14 protein-coding genes are annotated in these 17,873 nt (G+C 39.7%); 9 read left to right on the top strand and 5 right to left on the bottom strand.

From position 1 onward, the window contains the following. The first annotated feature begins 17 nt into the window (after positions 1–17). The 5 genes from nfuA to glpD all read left to right on the top strand — a co-directional run bounded on the left by nfuA (position 18) and on the right by glpD (position 4,421). A complete protein-coding gene (gene nfuA / locus EL244_RS01130) occupies positions 18–596 on the top strand; it encodes a Fe-S biogenesis protein NfuA (RefSeq protein ID WP_006813840.1) in 579 nt (192 codons plus the stop codon). Positions 597–688: 92 nt separating this feature from the next. Further along, positions 689–1,012, top strand: coding sequence for a thiosulfate sulfurtransferase GlpE (gene glpE / locus EL244_RS01125; protein ID WP_126458171.1), 324 nt, complete (start codon positions 689–691; stop codon positions 1,010–1,012). A gap of 15 nt (positions 1,013–1,027) precedes the next feature. Continuing rightward, complete coding sequence (glpG, locus tag EL244_RS01120) at positions 1,028–1,873, top strand: rhomboid family intramembrane serine protease GlpG (protein WP_006813842.1); 846 nt, start codon at positions 1,028–1,030, stop codon at positions 1,871–1,873. A gap of 28 nt (positions 1,874–1,901) precedes the next feature. Next, entirely contained in the window at positions 1,902–2,660 is a 759-nt protein-coding gene (locus EL244_RS01115; protein ID WP_006813843.1) for a DeoR/GlpR family transcriptional regulator, read from the top strand. A 258-nt stretch (positions 2,661–2,918) separates the two neighbouring features. Continuing rightward, positions 2,919–4,421: a glycerol-3-phosphate dehydrogenase gene (gene glpD / locus EL244_RS01110; protein WP_126458168.1), complete on the top strand. Its 1,503-nt coding sequence runs from the start codon at positions 2,919–2,921 to the stop codon at positions 4,419–4,421. Positions 4,422–5,148: 727 nt separating this feature from the next. Here the strand turns inward: glpD and EL244_RS01105 are convergent. Further along, entirely contained in the window at positions 5,149–7,896 is a 2,748-nt protein-coding gene (locus tag EL244_RS01105; RefSeq protein ID WP_126458165.1) for an HD domain-containing protein, read from the bottom strand. A gap of 64 nt (positions 7,897–7,960) precedes the next feature. Further along, positions 7,961–8,305: a helix-turn-helix transcriptional regulator gene (locus EL244_RS01100; RefSeq protein ID WP_197721685.1), complete on the bottom strand. Its 345-nt coding sequence runs from the start codon at positions 8,303–8,305 to the stop codon at positions 7,961–7,963. Positions 8,306–8,614: 309 nt separating this feature from the next. Here EL244_RS01100 and EL244_RS01095 point away from each other — a divergent pair, with 309 nt between their 5' ends. Then, on the top strand, positions 8,615–10,183 hold the full coding sequence (locus tag EL244_RS01095; RefSeq protein ID WP_126458162.1) for an ATP-binding cassette domain-containing protein: 1,569 nt from the start codon (positions 8,615–8,617) through the stop codon (positions 10,181–10,183). A gap of 33 nt (positions 10,184–10,216) precedes the next feature. Here the strand turns inward: EL244_RS01095 and EL244_RS01090 are convergent, their stop codons facing one another. Both EL244_RS01090 and EL244_RS01085 read right to left on the bottom strand, forming a co-directional pair. After that, a complete protein-coding gene (locus EL244_RS01090) occupies positions 10,217–10,741 on the bottom strand; it encodes a DUF2569 family protein (protein WP_126458159.1) in 525 nt (174 codons plus the stop codon). Positions 10,742–10,752: 11 nt separating this feature from the next. Further along, on the bottom strand, positions 10,753–11,106 hold the full coding sequence (locus EL244_RS01085; protein WP_039854614.1) for a DUF488 domain-containing protein: 354 nt from the start codon (positions 11,104–11,106) through the stop codon (positions 10,753–10,755). A 167-nt stretch (positions 11,107–11,273) separates the two neighbouring features. On the opposite strand from EL244_RS01085, the gene EL244_RS01080 reads away from it, so the two are divergent. Continuing rightward, positions 11,274–12,185, top strand: coding sequence for a DNA-3-methyladenine glycosylase family protein (locus EL244_RS01080; protein ID WP_197721684.1), 912 nt, complete (start codon positions 11,274–11,276; stop codon positions 12,183–12,185). Positions 12,186–12,246: 61 nt separating this feature from the next. Here the strand turns inward: EL244_RS01080 and poxB are convergent, their stop codons facing one another. Next, complete coding sequence (gene poxB / locus EL244_RS01075) at positions 12,247–13,971, bottom strand: ubiquinone-dependent pyruvate dehydrogenase (RefSeq protein ID WP_126458153.1); 1,725 nt, start codon at positions 13,969–13,971, stop codon at positions 12,247–12,249. A gap of 770 nt (positions 13,972–14,741) precedes the next feature. Here poxB and proP point away from each other — a divergent pair. After that, a complete protein-coding gene (gene proP / locus EL244_RS01070) occupies positions 14,742–16,244 on the top strand; it encodes a glycine betaine/L-proline transporter ProP (protein WP_126458150.1) in 1,503 nt (500 codons plus the stop codon). Between the two features lie 20 nt (positions 16,245–16,264). Beyond that, positions 16,265–17,701, top strand: coding sequence for a deoxyribodipyrimidine photo-lyase (gene phrB, locus EL244_RS01065; protein WP_126458147.1), 1,437 nt, complete (start codon positions 16,265–16,267; stop codon positions 17,699–17,701). Positions 17,702–17,873: the final 172 nt, after the last annotated feature.

Raw genomic sequence — 17,873 nt, 5'->3', positions numbered from 1 at the left:
ATATTGAGCAAGAGACTATGATTAATATTACTGAAGCAGCACAGGCTCACTTTTCCAAATTATTGGAAGGCCAAGAGCCAGGAACCCAAATTCGAGTATTTGTCATTAACCCAGGCACACCAACCGCCGAATGTGGTGTCTCCTATTGCCCTCCTGGTGCTGTAGAAGCCACTGATAAAGAGCTGAAGTTTGAAAAACTCTCTGCTTATGTTGATGAAATTAGCGCACCATTCTTGGAAGATGCGGAAATTGATTTTGTCACTGACCAATTAGGTTCTCAGCTCACACTGAAAGCCCCTAACGCAAAAATGCGTAAAGTCTCTGATGACGCGCCATTAATCGAACGTGTTGAATACGTTTTACAATCCCAAATCAACCCGCAATTAGCAGGTCATGGCGGTCGAGTTTCTTTAATGGAAATCACTGAAGATGGCTTTGCAATTTTACAGTTTGGCGGCGGCTGTAATGGTTGTTCAATGGTTGACGTGACTCTAAAAGAAGGGATTGAAAAAGAGTTACTGAAGATGTTCGACGGTGAACTGAAAGGTGTTAAAGACCTGACTGAGCACCAACGTGGCGAGCACTCTTTCTACTAATTTTCCCTGCTCTAATTTTGGCATCCGCAATTTATTGATGGATGCCAAATTGATTATCCCTGACGGGTTTTTTCCTAACTATCCGGTATTTTATGGACCATTTTGAGACACTAACACCTGAACAAGCTTACCAACATTTAGTCGATGGTAGTGCAATTCTTGTCGATGTTCGCGATCCCCAAAGTTTTCGTGCTGGTCATGCAACGGGTGCCTATCATTTAACCAATGAAACTCTTAGCCAGTTTTTAGACAAAACTGATTATGAACAAACTGTTATGGTGATGTGCTATCACGGGCACAGTAGCCAAGGTGCAGCACAATATCTGATTAATATTGGTTTCGAATCTGTATATAGCATTAATGGCGGGTTTGAAGCATGGTCACGGACATATCCACAAGCCATTACGGCGCTCTAAACGAGAAACGCATCCATGATCCACATTATTTCGTTTGCTAATCCACGGATGGCACAAGCGTTTGTCGACTATATGGCGAGCCAACATATCCATCTGCAAATCCAACCTTCATCCGAACAACAACAATTTGAGGTATGGTTAGCAGACGACCAACAGGTTGAGCTGGTTCGCAAAGAACTAGAAATTTTTTTACAAAATCCGAATGACCCACGTTATCTTGAAGCCAGCTGGCAAACAGGTCGCACTGATGCCCAGTTTCAATATCGTAATTATCTGACTTTTAGCTATTTAAAACAGCAATCCGGCCCATTGACTATCGCGGTTATCCTGCTGTCTATTATTGTGTATCTTTGGGTCACCATGGCAGACCCTCGAGAGGTTCTGTCTTATTTAGGCTGGCCAATTGGCGACCAACAAAGTGAATTATGGCGGTGGTTTAGCCCTGCCCTCGTCCATTTTTCCATTTCTCATATTGGCTTCAACCTTGCTCTGTGGTGGTTTCTGGCAGGTCAGGTGGAGAAAAAAATGGGAACAGGAAAACTGTTGACGATCTTTTTAGTCTCCGCACTCTTTAGTAACTGGGGACAATCGCTGTTTAGCGAAAACAATTTTGGTGGTTTATCTGGAGTAGTTTATGCTCTGGTCAGCTACGTTTGGATCACAGGTGAACGTCGTCCGGAAATCGGTATCGGCATCCCCCGTGGGCTAATGGTGTTCTCTATTGTTTGGCTATTTTTTGGCTATTTCGATCTCTTAGGCATGGATATCGCCAATGCCGCACATACTTCGGGGTTAATCATCGGTTTATTGATGGGAGTATGGGATAATAGGCTTAGTTTTAAACACCAAAGCTCCAAATAAAACATTTTCATAATTAGAGGCTAACGCTGTGAAACAAACCCAGAGACATGATGCAATTGTTGAACTTGTGCGTCTTCAGGGATATGTCAGTACTGAAGAACTCGTCGAACAATTTGAGGTCAGCCCTCAAACCATTCGTCGAGACCTCAATGAGCTTGCTGAACAGAATAAGATCTTACGGCACCATGGTGGCGCAGCTTTGCCTTCTAGCTCCGTCAATACCGCTTACAATGACCGTAAAATTATGTGGTCAGATGAAAAAGCACGTATTGCGCAGCATGTTGCTAGCCAAATTCCTGATGGCGCAACCTTATTTATCGATATCGGAACGACCCCTGAAGCCGTGGCTCATGCCTTAGTGAACCATAAAAATTTACGGGTCGTGACCAATAACTTAAATGTGGCGACTCTGCTGATGCCAAAAGAGGATTTTCGTTTGATCCTGGCAGGTGGAGAAGTGCGCTCCCGTGATGGAGGGATTGTTGGTGAAGCGACCCTCGATTTTATTTCCCAATTTAGATTGGATTATGGGATTCTGGGGATCAGCGGCATCGATATGGATGGCTCCCTATTAGAATTTGATTACCACGAAGTGCGTACTAAGCGAGCCATTATTGAAAACTCTCGCTGCGTCATGTTAGTTACCGACCACTCAAAATTTGGTCGTAACGCTATGGTAAATTTAGGCAATATGAATCTGATTGATTACCTATTTACCAATCAAATGCCCCCTGACAGTATTTTAAAAGTCATCGAGCAGCATAACGTTCAATTAGAACTCTGCTAGTTAAAAATTCTCTCTCAATGATGGTAGCCCAGCTGCCATCATCTTTTTCTACCTTTTTCCTTTCTTTTCATCCCCTTGTCATTTCATTGCAATATTAACAATTTATTAAACAGATTAAATTTATACACAAAATGTTATTAGCATCACGCGCTTGTTATTTTTATGCATTACAGGTTGGCATACATACAAAATTTGATTACAATCAAATGAGCGAAAACGAACATTATAGAAAGTTGTTCGAACATCTCAGGGGGATGCATGGAAACTAAAGACTTGATTGTAATTGGCGGCGGAATCAACGGCGCTGGTATTGCGGCAGACGCCGCGGGGCGTGGATTATCTGTACTGCTGCTAGAAGCTCAAGACTTAGCGAGTGCAACTTCATCCGCAAGTTCAAAATTAATTCATGGTGGCTTACGTTACCTTGAACATTATGAGTTCAGACTGGTCAGTGAAGCTCTTGCGGAACGTGAAGTTCTGTTACGACTGGCTCCACATATCGCATTTCCAATGCGATTCCGTCTTCCTCATCAACCACACTTGCGCCCAGCGTGGATGATCCGTATTGGTCTATTTTTATATGATCACTTAGGAAAACGCGTTAGCTTACCAAGCAGTAAGAGCTTAAAATTCAACCAAAATTCCGTGTTAAAACCTGAATTAACCAAAGGTTTCGAATATTCAGATTGTTGGGTTGATGATGCGCGTTTAGTGGTATTAAACGCTCAAGAAGTGGTACGTAAAAACGGTGAAGTCCGTACCCGTACTAAAGTCACTCGCGCTTATCGTGAAAACGGTTTATGGGTTGTTGAAGCTCAAGACTTACGCACTGGCGAAACTCATACTTGGAAAGCCAAAGGTCTGGTCAATGCTACCGGTCCTTGGGTAAAAGAGTTCTTTGATGATGGCTTAAAACTGAAATCGCCTTATGGCATTCGCCTAATCAAAGGTAGCCACATCGTGGTTCCACGCGCTCATAATGAGCCACAAGCGTATATTTTACAGAACGAAGATAATCGAATTGTCTTCGTGATCCCTTGGATGGATGAGTTTTCAATCATCGGTACCACTGATGTCGAGTACAACGGCGATCCAAAAGATGTGAAAATTGACGAAAACGAAGTCAATTATCTATTAAAAGTGTATAACGACCACTTTAAAAAACAACTGACTAAACAAGATGTTGTGTGGGATTACTCCGGAGTTCGTCCTCTGTGTGACGATGAATCTGACTCCCCACAAGCTATCACTCGTGACTACACATTAGACATTCACGATGAAGAAGGCAAAGCACCTTTACTGTCAGTATTCGGTGGAAAATTAACCACTTACCGTAAATTAGCGGAAGCAGCTGTGGGTAAATTAGCGGCTTACTATCCACATGCTAGCGGTCCATGGACTAAAAATGGCCAGCTACCAGGCGGTGATATTGAAGGCTGCGACCGTGATGGTTATGCTCGCGTGCTGCGTCAACATTACCAATGGCTGCCAGAAGGTCTGGCACTGCGTTATGCAAGAACTTACGGTAGCAACAGTAAGCTCATTTTAGCGGGTGCAAATTCTCTTGCTGATCTTGGCGAAGCATTTGGCGCTAATGTGTATGAAGCAGAGCTGCGTTACTTAGTCGAAAATGAGTGGGTTGTAGAATTAGACGATGCAATTTGGCGTCGTACCAAATTGGGCATGTGGCTGAATGATTCAGAAAAACAGCGCATTGCACAATGGCTAGCAGAGCACACTAAAGTGGCTGTGACAGCATAATCTCGTCAAAGAGATAAAATCGTAAAAAACTCGTTGTTATACCAAAAGAGCCAATCCGTACCCACAGATTGGCCCTTTTACCTAGAGCCTTACAAAGATAACATTTTCAATAATAATTTATTTAGCTATCATATCAATGTTACTCCCTCAAAAATTCTATCAATTTTATAGATAATATATTTACTCTATAATTCTAAGGAAATAGTACATTGAACATTGAACATTGAACATTGAAAAAGATAATCTTTCTAACAATCTATTAATAGAAAGATATAAATATATCTTACTAAATAGAAGCCAGCTTAATAATAATACTTTTAAAATCATCACTCTATATCAAATTATTTTATTTGGTACATTCGCGGCATTCTATAATATTTATCAAAGCAAATTAATTTTATCTATAAAAGAAATCTACTGTGATACTTTAATAATTTTATTATTTCTTTCTTCTTTTATACTAGTGATGATACTTTTAGGTGGAGTATTATCATGGCTAGATAGTAGACGGGATGAAATCGAAATATTGATTAGAGTATCTGATTATAAAAAAGAAAATATTAGTTTCAAATCAGTATTTAAGTGGTATGAAACCTATATCACTTTTTCTATATTATTAATATCATCTATTATCTGTGCAAGTTATCTATATTATCACCATCTATTATTTTAAATTAACAGCCAATTATAAATCATGAAAGCCATCTAGGATGGCTTTCAATAAAAACTATACACTTTTGATTTCAGACCAAAACTCCTTATACAGCTCTATAAATCTACTCTTTTCAATTTTACTCTTATTTTTTCTCTCATAGTATTTAAATATATCTTCTAAATCTACATCTTGGGATTTCCCTTTAATTGGTAGTAATAAAAAATTAGAAAACCAGCCAGTAAACTCAGTTCGGCTGTAAATCCATGGTTCTAAATCTTGATTTTTAATGCTTATTTCTTTATATTTTATATCATATAAAGGAACTGTACTTCTGGCACAGCCATTATTAATTCGCTTAGTAACCCATTGATTTATGATATCAACACTTATAGAAGTGTCCCCTTTACCATCCGGAACAAAATCAATACTATATATAGTATATTTAATATTTTGTTCATTACGCTTGTATTTTTTCTTTTTCTTTATTTTTATGGAAAAAGACAAATTCAACCGAACAACCAATGAACCAATTAATCTAGATTTCAGTTCATATATATATACTTCAGTTCCAACTTTAATTCTTAAATATGAATCATTCAAGTCTGTAACAATTAACTCTAATCCTTTATAAAAATAATCCTCTATTTTTTTATTGTTTATCAAAAAATCAACCCAAGATGTACAATCCAGCATTCCATATAAAGAATAAAAATAAAATTCCGCTGCTTCTTTGGATTCAGAATTGTCAATTATTTTTTTATATTCCTTTTTAATTAAATCTTGTGATTTTTCATATAACTCATTAAAACTTTTAGGATTTTGTTTTTTCCTATCAATAGTTAACCAATAAGATGCATCATCAGAAAATATATCATAATAACCAACAACGCCTTCAGTTATATTCTTTGATTCAAAGGGCACTCCTTTATAAGAAAATACCCTTCCATACCTTTGTTCTAAATCAATTTTTAGATTAAAATTTACTCCCAATTCAAAATTAGTGTGATATTTTATTAATTTTTTTTCATCCTTTGGATTTAATAATGAACCATTTAAATATATAGGAATACGACAAGAAAAAAAATTCTCTTTAATTAGCTCTTCAAAGATAGAAGGAATAACCTCAAGTAACTCATCCTTTATTGGATCATAATTATTAAGATAATCAATTTGAGCATAACTAATTGTATTTGGAACCTTTATATAACTAAAATTTATTTTTATATTTGTTCCAATTACATTTATATTACTCGCCTTTTTTATTTTAATTTTTAATCTTCCATCCTTAGATAGAGATGTTGAAAACTCATATTGTTCACCATCTGCTGTTCTTGTTGATATAGTAGTATAGTTAGACATTTTAAATATACTTTGCATTCCCAGGCCAAAGAAACCTGATGGTTTTGCCCAATCGGCCATACCTGATTTTTGTTGAGCCTGAGATTTACTTAAAGGAGAACCAACATTAAGTATTTTTTTTATATCTTCAAAACCAATTCCAAGTCCTTCATCTTGAATTTCAAGCAAATATTGAATTTCATTATCACTCAATTCAACTCTACTTATTTTTATATTGATTGATTCCAGCTCTAATTTTTCATTGAAAATATTTCTTGCATTTTCACATGAAGAACTATTCCAATTATATATCCTAGAGTAATTCCCCCATACTTTATAATAGATAGAGTCAATTGAATTTTGTATTGACTCTCTTAAAAAAGGAAATTTCTCAGAATAAATTAGATTACCAGATAAATACTCATACACTCGCTTATTATATAATTTTATATGAGGCGCTTTACCATCAACATCCATGTATCCATCAATTTTACAAGTTAAATCTTTTATAACTGGTAAACTGCTATAGTTTTTATCTGGTGATATATCATTCCAGTTTTCACTTTGATATCTAACTTCGTGTTTTAAATAATCAAACCACTGACTCTGATGTTCGAAACTTTCATAATCTGGGCATAATGATTTAATTTCTATAACATTACTATCTATATATAAATGTTTTATCGATGAGTGCTTATGTTGATGTGCGATTGAAGATAATGGTACTTTTCCAATGCTTGCAAGCATTGTTTGACAAAATCGACCATCATCAATATCAAGAAGGTCTCCAATTCTCAATAATGCCGCAACATATCTTGGATGAGCATAATCCTCTGAATCCATTCCATCATTACACTTCGCAATCTTAAGAATTTCCTCTCGATTTCTCCCATGGCAAGAAACTATTTCAGCGACAAAGTGAAACAGTCTTGAAGGAATCAAAGATGTCCTTGGTGACATAATTTGTATTCTCTGCGGATCTATAACATAAGAGCCAGAGCGTTCTGCATGCTGCTTGCGAAAATAATCAGCTAGAATAAATGTTAGAGCTTTCGATTTTTCATATAAATCTAAAGGGTCTTCAGTATCTGTAGTGCTACTAATCAACCTTATATATTCAGAAATTTCAGATGAGTTCTCTTTTTCTTGTAATGTAAAATTTTGAAAGTCGGCTGACTTTAATAAATTTATTTTTTCACTATCGCTAATTAGCATTCCAGAATCATGCCAATAACAACTTTCTAGAATTAGAAAGCAATCTGTCGCTGAAAGATATTCAATATCTTTTGAAATTATTTTTTCAATTTGAGTAATTATTGTTGAAGAATGAGAGGCATCATGAAGACTATAATGAGGAAAATCTCTTCCTACCGTATTTAATGCTCTGGTAAGTAACTTTTTATCAAACTCCCACTGAGCTAATAAAAGACCATAACTGGGATTTCCTATTGCTAACTTTCTTAGTCTATTTTCTATTCTCATTTTTCTTCCAAAATTGTCAGTTTTAAATAATATGAATTACATATTTAGTCTTTTATTTTCTATACTAATCATTAGATGCCTTTAAATTTATCAATACATTCACTCTCTTACCCTTTTTCACCCGTTGACGATTTTTACTCTCGTCATAGCGAATAATATCATCAACACTATTTAAGTTAGGTAAAAACAGCCCTTCAAGCTCTTTACTACGTCCAAGCACCATTGCAACTCGGATAATATTCTCAAAGCTGACATTTTTCCCTGCCTCTAGATTTGAAACTGTATTTACACTCACTCCAGCACGTTCAGCAACATCAAGCTGAGTCATTTTTAATGTCAGTCGCTCTAAACGTAATCTTTCACAGAGTTTTTTGACAATTTCACTCGGTTTACTCAGTCTTAAATCCAATATATTATGCCTTAAATTAAAATATTGCCGATAACACACAATATTATGGATTTAAAGATCAATTACTGCAAGTTTACTTTTTATACAACCTAGGCTTGCATCTTCTTCGCACCCTGCCTATAATTCGTCCGCAATCTTGCACTTTTCAAAGAGAGTCTTCCTGACGATGAACTAAGTCCTGCCAGAAAATATTTCCAATGCCTTCTTTAAGGTATTCATTTTTCTGTTCCTGGCAGACATAACGTTCTGATCTCTTCTTTTGCGAAGGATAGCATCCCGTTGTCTGCCCTCTATACTTTGGAGGTTTCTATGACGATGGTTTGCCACTTTTCACAACTCACCGTTGAATTTCATCAATCGCCCCTATTTCCACCATTAACGGGTTCGCTATTTAGCCAAAAAACCGCCCTAATTGGTCACAATGGTCGTGGAAAATCAGTATTGATGCGCTTACTTGCCCAACAACTCGTTCCCAGCAGCGGTAACGTTAATTGGCACATGCCATTTATCCATGTGGATCAGCTCACCCGCTTACCCGGCAACACCATTGCACAGGGGTTAGGCATCGATGAACTTTATCAAGTATTTGCTCGTATTGAAGCAGGCCACGGTACATTGGCAGATTTTGAGCAAGCTGAAGACCAATGGCATCTTCCTGCCACATGGCAAAGTCTATTGGATTCTGCACAGTTACCGATTTCCATGGAAACCCCGATTGAGCAACTGAGTGGCGGAGAACGAACTCGCTTAGCTCTATGCCGTGCATTTTTACATCCTGAACACTACCTATTATTGGATGAACCGGATAACCATCTCGATAGAGCTGGGCGTCAATGGCTAAGCGAAAAGCTCAGTCAGCACAAAGCGGGTAGCCTAGTGATCAGCCACAACCGTAATTTGCTCAATAAAATGGATGCTATCTTTGAATTAACTGAAAAAGGGCTACAAGAGTATGGCGGTAATTACACACTGTATGATGAACAAAAAACTTTGATAATCAAAGCCATTGAAGCGCAAGGGGAACATTTAGATAAACAAATTCGCCAAGAGAAAAAACAGCAGCAAGCCACGTTACAAAAAGCGGCTCAACGACGTAAACAGGGAGAACAAATCCGTAATAGCGGCTCTCAATCTCTGTTATTACTGGATATGCAAAAAAACCGCGCAGAGAAAAGACAATCCAATGTTGCTGAACGCCATCAGCGTGTTCTGGGTAATTTACATAATCAATTACAAGAAAACCAAGATAAAATTAACCACACAAAACCCCAAAAAATGGTATTGAATTACCAACGTGAAGGCGGAAAAATCACGGTATTTGTCTCTCAAATAATGCTGCCTTACGGCTATAACCAACCTTTATCATTCACTGCGTATAGCGGCGAGCACTGGCATATAAAAGGCAGAAATGGTTGCGGAAAATCGACACTCTTAAAAGTATTAGCGGGAGAGCTTACTGCAATTTCAGGTGAACATCGTATCAGTGGGGAGTTTTGTTATCTGGATCAGCATCTTAATTTATTAAATAAGTCTTTACCTGTTGCTGAAGCATTACACCAATATCAACCTACTATCCCCCTAGAACAATGGCGAACTCAACTCGGTATGTTGCGGATTCGAGGAGATAAATCCTTGCTATCCTTGAATAAACTCAGCGGTGGAGAACAACTCAAAGCGACATTATTAGCGCTTATCCATAGCCCAAAACCACCCGCAGTATTATTGCTGGATGAGCCAGATAACCATTTAGATTTGGACTCTAAACAACTGCTTGAGGAACTTTTGCAAGACTACCAAGGCACACTATTGCTCGTTTCCCACGATGACACTTTTGTGGAACAGTGCAATATCACGCATACCTTAGATTTAGCGGATTAACAGCATCAGGGCTGGCGTTTACAGCCCTGCAACTTAATGAATAAACGTATTTTTTACCCGAGCAGACACCAAAAAGTAAACAATGCCAATCAAACAATACAAGCTGGCATAGAATAAGCTCATCACATAGTTAAAATCGATTTCTAAGTCAAAAGCGAGTGGAAATGCGATGCGAGCAATCGCGATAATAAATACATAAAGCAACATGGTAATAATAAACAATAATTTGGTGCTACTTTTACCTTTAAACGCAGCGATAAAAGACCATAACATCAAGGCAATCACCACGCCCAACCCCGCCTGAACACTATAAAAAGTGGGCGCAAACCCCGCAATATAGAAATCAGAATCTGAATCCGTCGCAAGAGACCAAACCCCTTTAACCAAAGTAATATCTTGTAGCATCATCGAGATTAAATTGCACAACATATACAGCTGGCCCAGTAAGGGTAAAATCAGCCAACCACCAATACCTCGAGGCTGAACCTTTAGCTCATTTTTCGGTGTAGAATAGGAAACTGGCGAAGGTTCTCCACTTGATGATGAATTTACTTCCATTCTGATAACCTTTATTTTTCTTGTAATTGTTCTTCTATAAACGCCTTTAAAACTTGCGCCTGATTATGCTGGGTATCTTTAGCGCTATACAGCAACGTTAGATTGCCATGCCTCGCTTTTTCCACCAATACTTGCCACGCTGTATTAGCCTGTAATTCTTGACGATATTTCTCAATAAACTGATCAAATTGATCGGTATGTTGATGGAACCATTTACGCAACTCATTTGAGGGTGCAACCTCTTTATGCCATTCGTCACACTGTAAATCGGTTTTTTTAATACCTCGTGGCCATAATCTATCGACTAAAATTCGATAGCCGTCCTGTGAACTACTCGCGTCATACACCCGTTTGCAATAAATCATCGGAATTATTCCTCTTTCTATTTCACCACTATCCCGTTGATGAATACCTGTGGGCACGATAAATTACTCCCTATGTATTCGATAAAATTAACATACTCCCACGGTTAAAAATGTAGCGACTCGCAATTTTTATCAAAATTTGACCTAAAAGGGTCATAAATAAGAAGATGATGAATATGACCCCTACTCAAACTATCCAATTATTGTTGCCCCCTCACTACCGAGTTGATGATTTTTTTGCCTTTCACTTACGTGATCCGCAAAATATTGCCGAGATCGTGACAAAAAATACCTTACGCAAAGGCATTATCTGGCAACAATATCCCGCACAAATTACCTTGGCGATTGAAAATCATAACGCCACTTTTTCATTAGACATCGACGCGCTACAAATCAGTGCAACGCAACACGAAAAGCTCACTTTAGCCACACATTTATTAGGGCTCAACCAACCCGTAGAGCTGTTTGAAGATATTTATTTATCCCATCCAATACTGGGCAAACTGATCGCTCCCCAGCGGGGCGTTCGAGTCTATCAGTCTGCCAGTACCTTTGAAGCCTTAGTCTGGGCGATTATCGGTCAGCAAATCAGTGTATTAGCTGCTATTGCCATTCGTAGACGCTTTATTCAAGCCGTAGGAATGCAACACTCTTCAGGAATTTGGTGTTTTCCAACCGTACAGCAGGTTGCCCAAGTAGATGACAATATTTTACGTAAAACGGGGTTTTCGACGGGAAAAATTATTGCGCTACGCGGTGTCTGTGAAGCCATCGAAAACCAGCGACTCGATCTTGATCTTACCGTTACACCCGATAATGTCGAAGACGTTACAGCACAATTGCTGGCAATCAAAGGCATTGGACCTTGGACAATAAGTTATGCGCTACTGCGTGGGTTTAACTATCTGGATGGTTCTCTACATGGGGATGTAGCAGTTCGACGTAACCTGCAAACTTTATTAAACCACACCGAGCAGCCTACCGCCAAAGAGACCCAACACTGGTTAGTTCAATTCGCGCCATGGCGAGCATTGGTTGCTGCCCATTTATGGCGATATCAATCTGCCGCAGGCTATTAATGAAAAAACCCCAATCCGGTGCACCGAATTGGGGCATATGTCTCACAACTAATGGTCGTGATTAACGTAGCCAGTTGGTTTTCACTAACTGCACCACTTCATCACCACGACCGCTCATAATCGCTTTCAGCATATATAAGCTAAAGCCTTTCGCTTCTTGTGCTTCAATTTCTGGCGGCATAGAAAGCTCTTGTTTCGCGGTTAGTACATCCACGACTACTGGGCCATCATGGGCAAAAGCTTCCTTCAGCGCGCTATCCAGATCTTCACTCTTCTCAACTCGAATGCCTTTAATTCCTGCGGCATTAGCAATTGCTGCAAAGTTTGGATTTTGTAAGTCAGTGCCCGCTGTCATAAAGCCAGCCACTTTCATTTCCATGGCAACAAAACCTAATACGCCGTTGTTATGAATGATAATTTTAACTGGCAGGTTCATTTGTGATAGAGAAATAAAGTCTCCCATCAGCATGCTGAATCCACCGTCACCACACATCGCGATAACTTGACGGTTTTTATCTACGGCTTGTGCACCAATTGCTTGCGGCATCGCATTCGCCATCGAACCGTGGTTAAACGAACCAATCAGGCGACGTTTACCGTTCATTTTCAGGTAACGAGCAGCCCATACAGTTGGCGTTCCCACGTCGCAAGTAAAGATAGCATCATCGTTTGCCAACTCACTGAGTTTGGTTGCCAAATACTGTGGATGAATTAAACCTTCATGCCCCGGTTTAGCCAAATCATCTAACCCTTTACGCGCCTCAGCATAATGCTTCAGTGCACCATCCAGATGTTGACGATTCTGTTTAGCTTGTAAATGAGGCTGTAATGCCGTTAGCGTAGCTTTAATATCACCAATCAGCCCCATATCAAGGTGACAATGGGAACCTAAGCTGCCAGCATTAATATCTATCTGAATGATTTTTGCATCGGTTGGATAGAACGGGCGATAAGGGAATTGCGTTCCCAGCAGCACCACGGTATCCGCATTCATCATTGCATGATAACCCGATGAGAAACCAATTAAGCCAGTCATTCCCACGCTATTTGGGTTATCCCACTCAATATGCTCTTTACCGCGTAATGCATGAACCACTGGCGCATTTAAGGTTTCAGATAGCTTAATCACTTCATCATGAGCACCCGCGCAACCATTACCACAAAATAGGGTAATATTTTCAGATTGATTCAAGGCCTCAGCTAATTTTTCAATTTCAGAGCGCTGAGGCATGATCAATGGCGCTTGTGGTTGATACCATGTTTCTTTTGCCGATTCAGGAGCGTCTTTTAATGCGATATCCCCCGGAATCACCACCACTGAAACACCTTTGTTCAAAATAGCTTTGCGCATTGCGATACCCAAAACCTGCTGAATTTGCTCAGGGTTAGTGACCATTTCACAATAATGGCTACATTCGCGGAACAGTTCAGTTGGATGAGTTTCTTGGAAATAGTTACTGCCAATTTCGCTTGATGGAATATGGGCTGCAATAGCTAATACAGGTACACGGTTACGGTGGCAATCATATAGCCCGTTAATCAGGTGCATATTTCCTGGTCCACAAGATCCTGCGCATACAGCTAGATTACCAGTCAGTTGGGCTTCCGCCCCCGCGGCAAACGCTGCGACTTCCTCATGGCGAGTCCCCAGCCACTCAATCGCGCCTTGCTTACGCAAGCTATCAGTTAAACCGTTTAATGAGTCCCCAGTTACACCCCAGATACGCTTAACGCCGGCATTATCCAGTACTTTCGCAACATATGATGCAATACTCTGTTTTTTCATAATGGCACTCTTTTTAAGTCAGATTAAATTTAGCTTATTCGCTATAACAATGATGCATTTAGCAGCCAGTGCTGATATTCATATTTATTCAGTTGAATGCTTTGGATTCTAACTAAATCAATTACCCATTCCTACTTGTGACACTCATTCTAAATCAGAACGAGATATTCCTCCGTGAATATCGAAAGAAGAATGAAATAACAGGACAAATTCAAGGTCGTAAAAGGACATGCGCGTTTCAAAAAAGAACATTCTATTTAATTAATATTTTTGCTCTGAAATCGGCAATCTATCGATATCTATATATAAAAATAACAAAATATTTTATAGCGTAATTTTTATTTAGCGCATGGTCACATAACAGACTGAAATATAATAAATTAACTAAAAATAAATAAAGTTAGCACTGTCTAAATTTACCCACTTAAAATACCGACAAAACTGAAACAAAATACCGTAATTTTACATCTTGTCGATATTATCGTATAATGGATCCATATTTGACTATCTACAGGTGATATTTTTGCTCTATTTTAAAAACACAAAAAATCAATATTCCCCCATTAACATGCTTCGCTATAAAAATTTCATATAGCTTATCCAATAAGCTTTTAAGCAATAAATTTCCATTCTATTAGTTTAGATACTGCATTTAATTATCCATACTAACTTTCATTATTTGCAGATTGTCCGAGCAAGTCGGATCGGGAAACCCACATCTTAAATATTGCTAACAATATGGCAAAAAATTCAAATAAGAGGATGGTTCCATGAAAATCAGAAAGAAAAAAGAAAAGCCATTAAATATCAACGATATTACAATCATTGATGATGGAAAATTGAAAAAAGCAATCACCGCAGCTTCGCTGGGTAATGCGATGGAGTGGTTTGATTTCGGTGTCTACGGCTTTTTAGCCTATGTACTGGGTCAAGTCTTCTTTCCGGGCGCATCACCGAGCGTTCAGATGATTGCCGCGTTAGCGACATTCTCCGTGCCTTTCTTGGTCAGACCCCTTGGTGGACTGGTCTTCGGGGTTCTCGGTGATAAATATGGTCGCCAAAAAGTCCTTTCCATGACGATAATTATCATGGCGGTCAGTACCTTCTGTATCGGTTTGATCCCGTCTTACGAAACTATCGGTATTTGGGCACCAATCTTATTATTGATTGCGAAGCTTGCTCAAGGTTTCTCAGTCGGTGGTGAATATTCCGGTGCGGCCATCTTTGTCGCTGAATACTCTCCTGACCGTAAACGTGGCTTTATGGGAAGCTGGTTAGACTTTGGTTCTATCGCTGGTTTCGTCATGGGTGCGGGTGTAGTTGTCCTGATTTCCAGTATTGTGGGTGAAGCGAACTTCCACGATTGGGGCTGGAGAATTCCTTTCTTCTTAGCATTGCCATTAGGGATCATCGGTCTCTATCTACGTCACTCTTTAGAAGAAACACCTGCATTCCAACAACATATTGAAAGTTTAGAACAACAAGATAAAGCCAATATCCAAAACCCACCGAAGGTTTCATTTCGTGAGGTTGTCTCTAAATATTGGAAAAGCTTGATGATTTGTGTCGGCTTAGTGATCGCGACAAACGTGACTTACTATATGTTACTGACGTATATGCCGAGCTATTTATCCCATAATCTGAACTATTCTACCGACCACGGTGTGTTAATTATTATTGCGATCATGATTGGTATGCTATTTGTTCAACCACTGATTGGTTTAACCAGCGATAAAATTGGTCGTCGTCCATTTGTGATTATCGGTAGCGTAGGTCTGATTTTATTTGCTTACCCCGCGTTTATGATGATTAATAGCGGATCCGTAGGCTTGATCTTCATTGGATTATTAGGTTTAGCGGTATTACTCAACTGTTTTACTGGGGTTATGGCGTCGATTTTACCGTCGATTTTCCCGACACATATTCGTTATAGTGCATTAGCCATCGCCTTTAATATTTCAGTGCTTATCGCAGGTGCAACACCAACAGTTGCTGCATGGTTAGTGGAATCAACTAATGACCTTTATATGCCAGCCTACTACCTGATCGTGATTGCTTTCATTGGTTTATATACAGGTTTACGTATGCCTGAAACGGCCAATAAGCCATTACGTGGTGCAACACCTGCCGCTTCGGATAGAGCTGAAGCGAAAGAAATTTTGAGCGAGCATTTTGACAATATCGAGCAGAAAGTTGAAGATATTGAACAGCAAATTACTGAGCTGGAAAAACAGCGTCAATCGCTAATTAATCAGCATCCAAAATTAGATTAACCATTACTAAGAGGAAAGGTATGTCGGCACGTCACCTTGTTTGGTTCCGCGGCGACTTACGAGTCACCGATAATAAAGCCCTTTCCTCTGCCTGTCAGGACTCTGATGCCCAAGTGATCGGCGTGTTCATTGCAACACCCGATCAGTGGGCTAGCCACGGAGTCTCGCCAAGGCAAATCACGTTTATGCACCAACACCTTATTGAGCTACAGCGCGCACTGGCTGAACGCGGCATCCCACTGGTTTGCCACACGGTTTCGACATTTGCAGATTCCGCGAAATGGCTATTAGAATATGCCAAGCAGCAGCAAGTGAAGGCGCTGTTTTTCAATCAGCAATATGAATTGAATGAGCGCCAACGTGACCAATGGGTTACTCAACATGCCCAATCCCTAAACGTTTTTTCTTATGATGATGCGGTCTTAATTTCGCCTGGTGTAGTTCAAACACAAAAAGGCGAAATGTATCAAGTTTATACGCCATTTCGTCGCGCCTTTCTCAGCCAATTAATGATGACCGATTACCGCTCACTTCCCGCTCCCAAGCCACGAAGTGAGCCCATTATCATCGATAGTTCTCAGCCACTGTTTCCACATACTCCGGTAGAAATCGCGCCACAGTTTATTGCTGGAGAACAGGCCGCACTGGCAAAATTGAGATTATTTTGTCGTGAAAGCGTACAAGACTATCAGCGAGATAGAGACATTCCTTCCATTGATGGTACCAGCCAGCTATCCCCTTATTTAGCCATTGGCACTCTTTCACCTCGTCAGTGTGTAAATCGGTTACTCGCTGAAAATCCACATCTTCTTGACTCCCCTGACAGTGGTGGGTTTAGTTGGCTAAATGAGCTAGTTTGGCGTGAGTTTTACAGCCATTTATTGGTCGCGTTCCCTCGCCTTTGTCGTCATCAACCGTTTATTGAGTGGACTCAGCATATTCAATGGAACCCTGATGAAGACGCATTCACCGCATGGAAAACAGGACAAACAGGCTACCCGATTGTGGATGCAGCCATGCGCCAACTTAATCAGACGGGTTGGATGCATAACCGACTGCGAATGATTGTGGCGAGTTTTTTGGTGAAAGACCTACTGATTGATTGGCGTAAAGGGGAGCACTATTTTATCAGCCAGTTAATTGATGGCACATTGGCGGCCAATAATGGCGGTTGGCAGTGGTCAGCCTCTACTGGCGTCGATGCTTCCCCGTGGTTTCGTATTTTTAACCCAACCACGCAGGGCAAGAAATTCGACCCACAAGGCACCTTTATTCACAAATGGCTGCCTGAACTTCGAAATGTTCCAGAGCAATTTATTCACGAACCCCACACATGGGCTGAATCTAATCAGGTCACTCTGAACTACCCAACCCCGATTGTCGACCATAAACAAGCGCGGCTGAATACGTTGGAAGCGTTTGAGGCAGGGAAGCGGAATAGTATGACTATACGGTGAGTGATATTAGTTTAATTGAAATTCAACCAAACACTGACTGTTGGATTCTTTCAGTCGCCGTCAATAACGCCGCCCAATTTCATCACTGATATAGACCTTTCTGACAACAAAAGGTTTATATCGCTCATTCCGAAAAGTAACTCAGCGTTACTATAATTACAGGAATAATGCT

The sequence above is a fragment of the Providencia rustigianii genome (assembly GCF_900637755.1).
Classification (GTDB): Bacteria; Pseudomonadota; Gammaproteobacteria; order Enterobacterales; family Enterobacteriaceae; genus Providencia; species Providencia rustigianii.
The sequence above is the reverse complement of the archived record's forward strand: the minus strand, read 5'-3'. Positions and strand labels throughout refer to the sequence as shown.

Bases quoted from the DNA above. Each gene is read 5' to 3' on its own strand.
- nfuA (WP_006813840.1), top strand. From the start codon at position 18: ATGATTAATATTACTGAAGCAGCACAGGCTCACTTTTCCAAATTATTG.
- glpE (WP_126458171.1), top strand. From the start codon at position 689: ATGGACCATTTTGAGACACTAACACCTGAACAAGCTTACCAACATTTA.
- glpG (WP_006813842.1), top strand. From the start codon at position 1,028: ATGATCCACATTATTTCGTTTGCTAATCCACGGATGGCACAAGCGTTT.
- glpD (WP_126458168.1), top strand. From the start codon at position 2,919: ATGGAAACTAAAGACTTGATTGTAATTGGCGGCGGAATCAACGGCGCT.
- EL244_RS01105 (WP_126458165.1), bottom strand. From the start codon at position 7,896: ATGAGAATAGAAAATAGACTAAGAAAGTTAGCAATAGGAAATCCCAGT.
- EL244_RS01095 (WP_126458162.1), top strand. From the start codon at position 8,615: ATGACGATGGTTTGCCACTTTTCACAACTCACCGTTGAATTTCATCAA.
- EL244_RS01090 (WP_126458159.1), bottom strand. From the start codon at position 10,741: ATGGAAGTAAATTCATCATCAAGTGGAGAACCTTCGCCAGTTTCCTAT.
- EL244_RS01085 (WP_039854614.1), bottom strand. From the start codon at position 11,106: ATGATTTATTGCAAACGGGTGTATGACGCGAGTAGTTCACAGGACGGC.
- EL244_RS01080 (WP_197721684.1), top strand. From the start codon at position 11,274: ATGATGAATATGACCCCTACTCAAACTATCCAATTATTGTTGCCCCCT.
- poxB (WP_126458153.1), bottom strand. From the start codon at position 13,971: ATGAAAAAACAGAGTATTGCATCATATGTTGCGAAAGTACTGGATAAT.
- proP (WP_126458150.1), top strand. From the start codon at position 14,742: ATGAAAATCAGAAAGAAAAAAGAAAAGCCATTAAATATCAACGATATT.
- phrB (WP_126458147.1), top strand. From the start codon at position 16,265: ATGTCGGCACGTCACCTTGTTTGGTTCCGCGGCGACTTACGAGTCACC.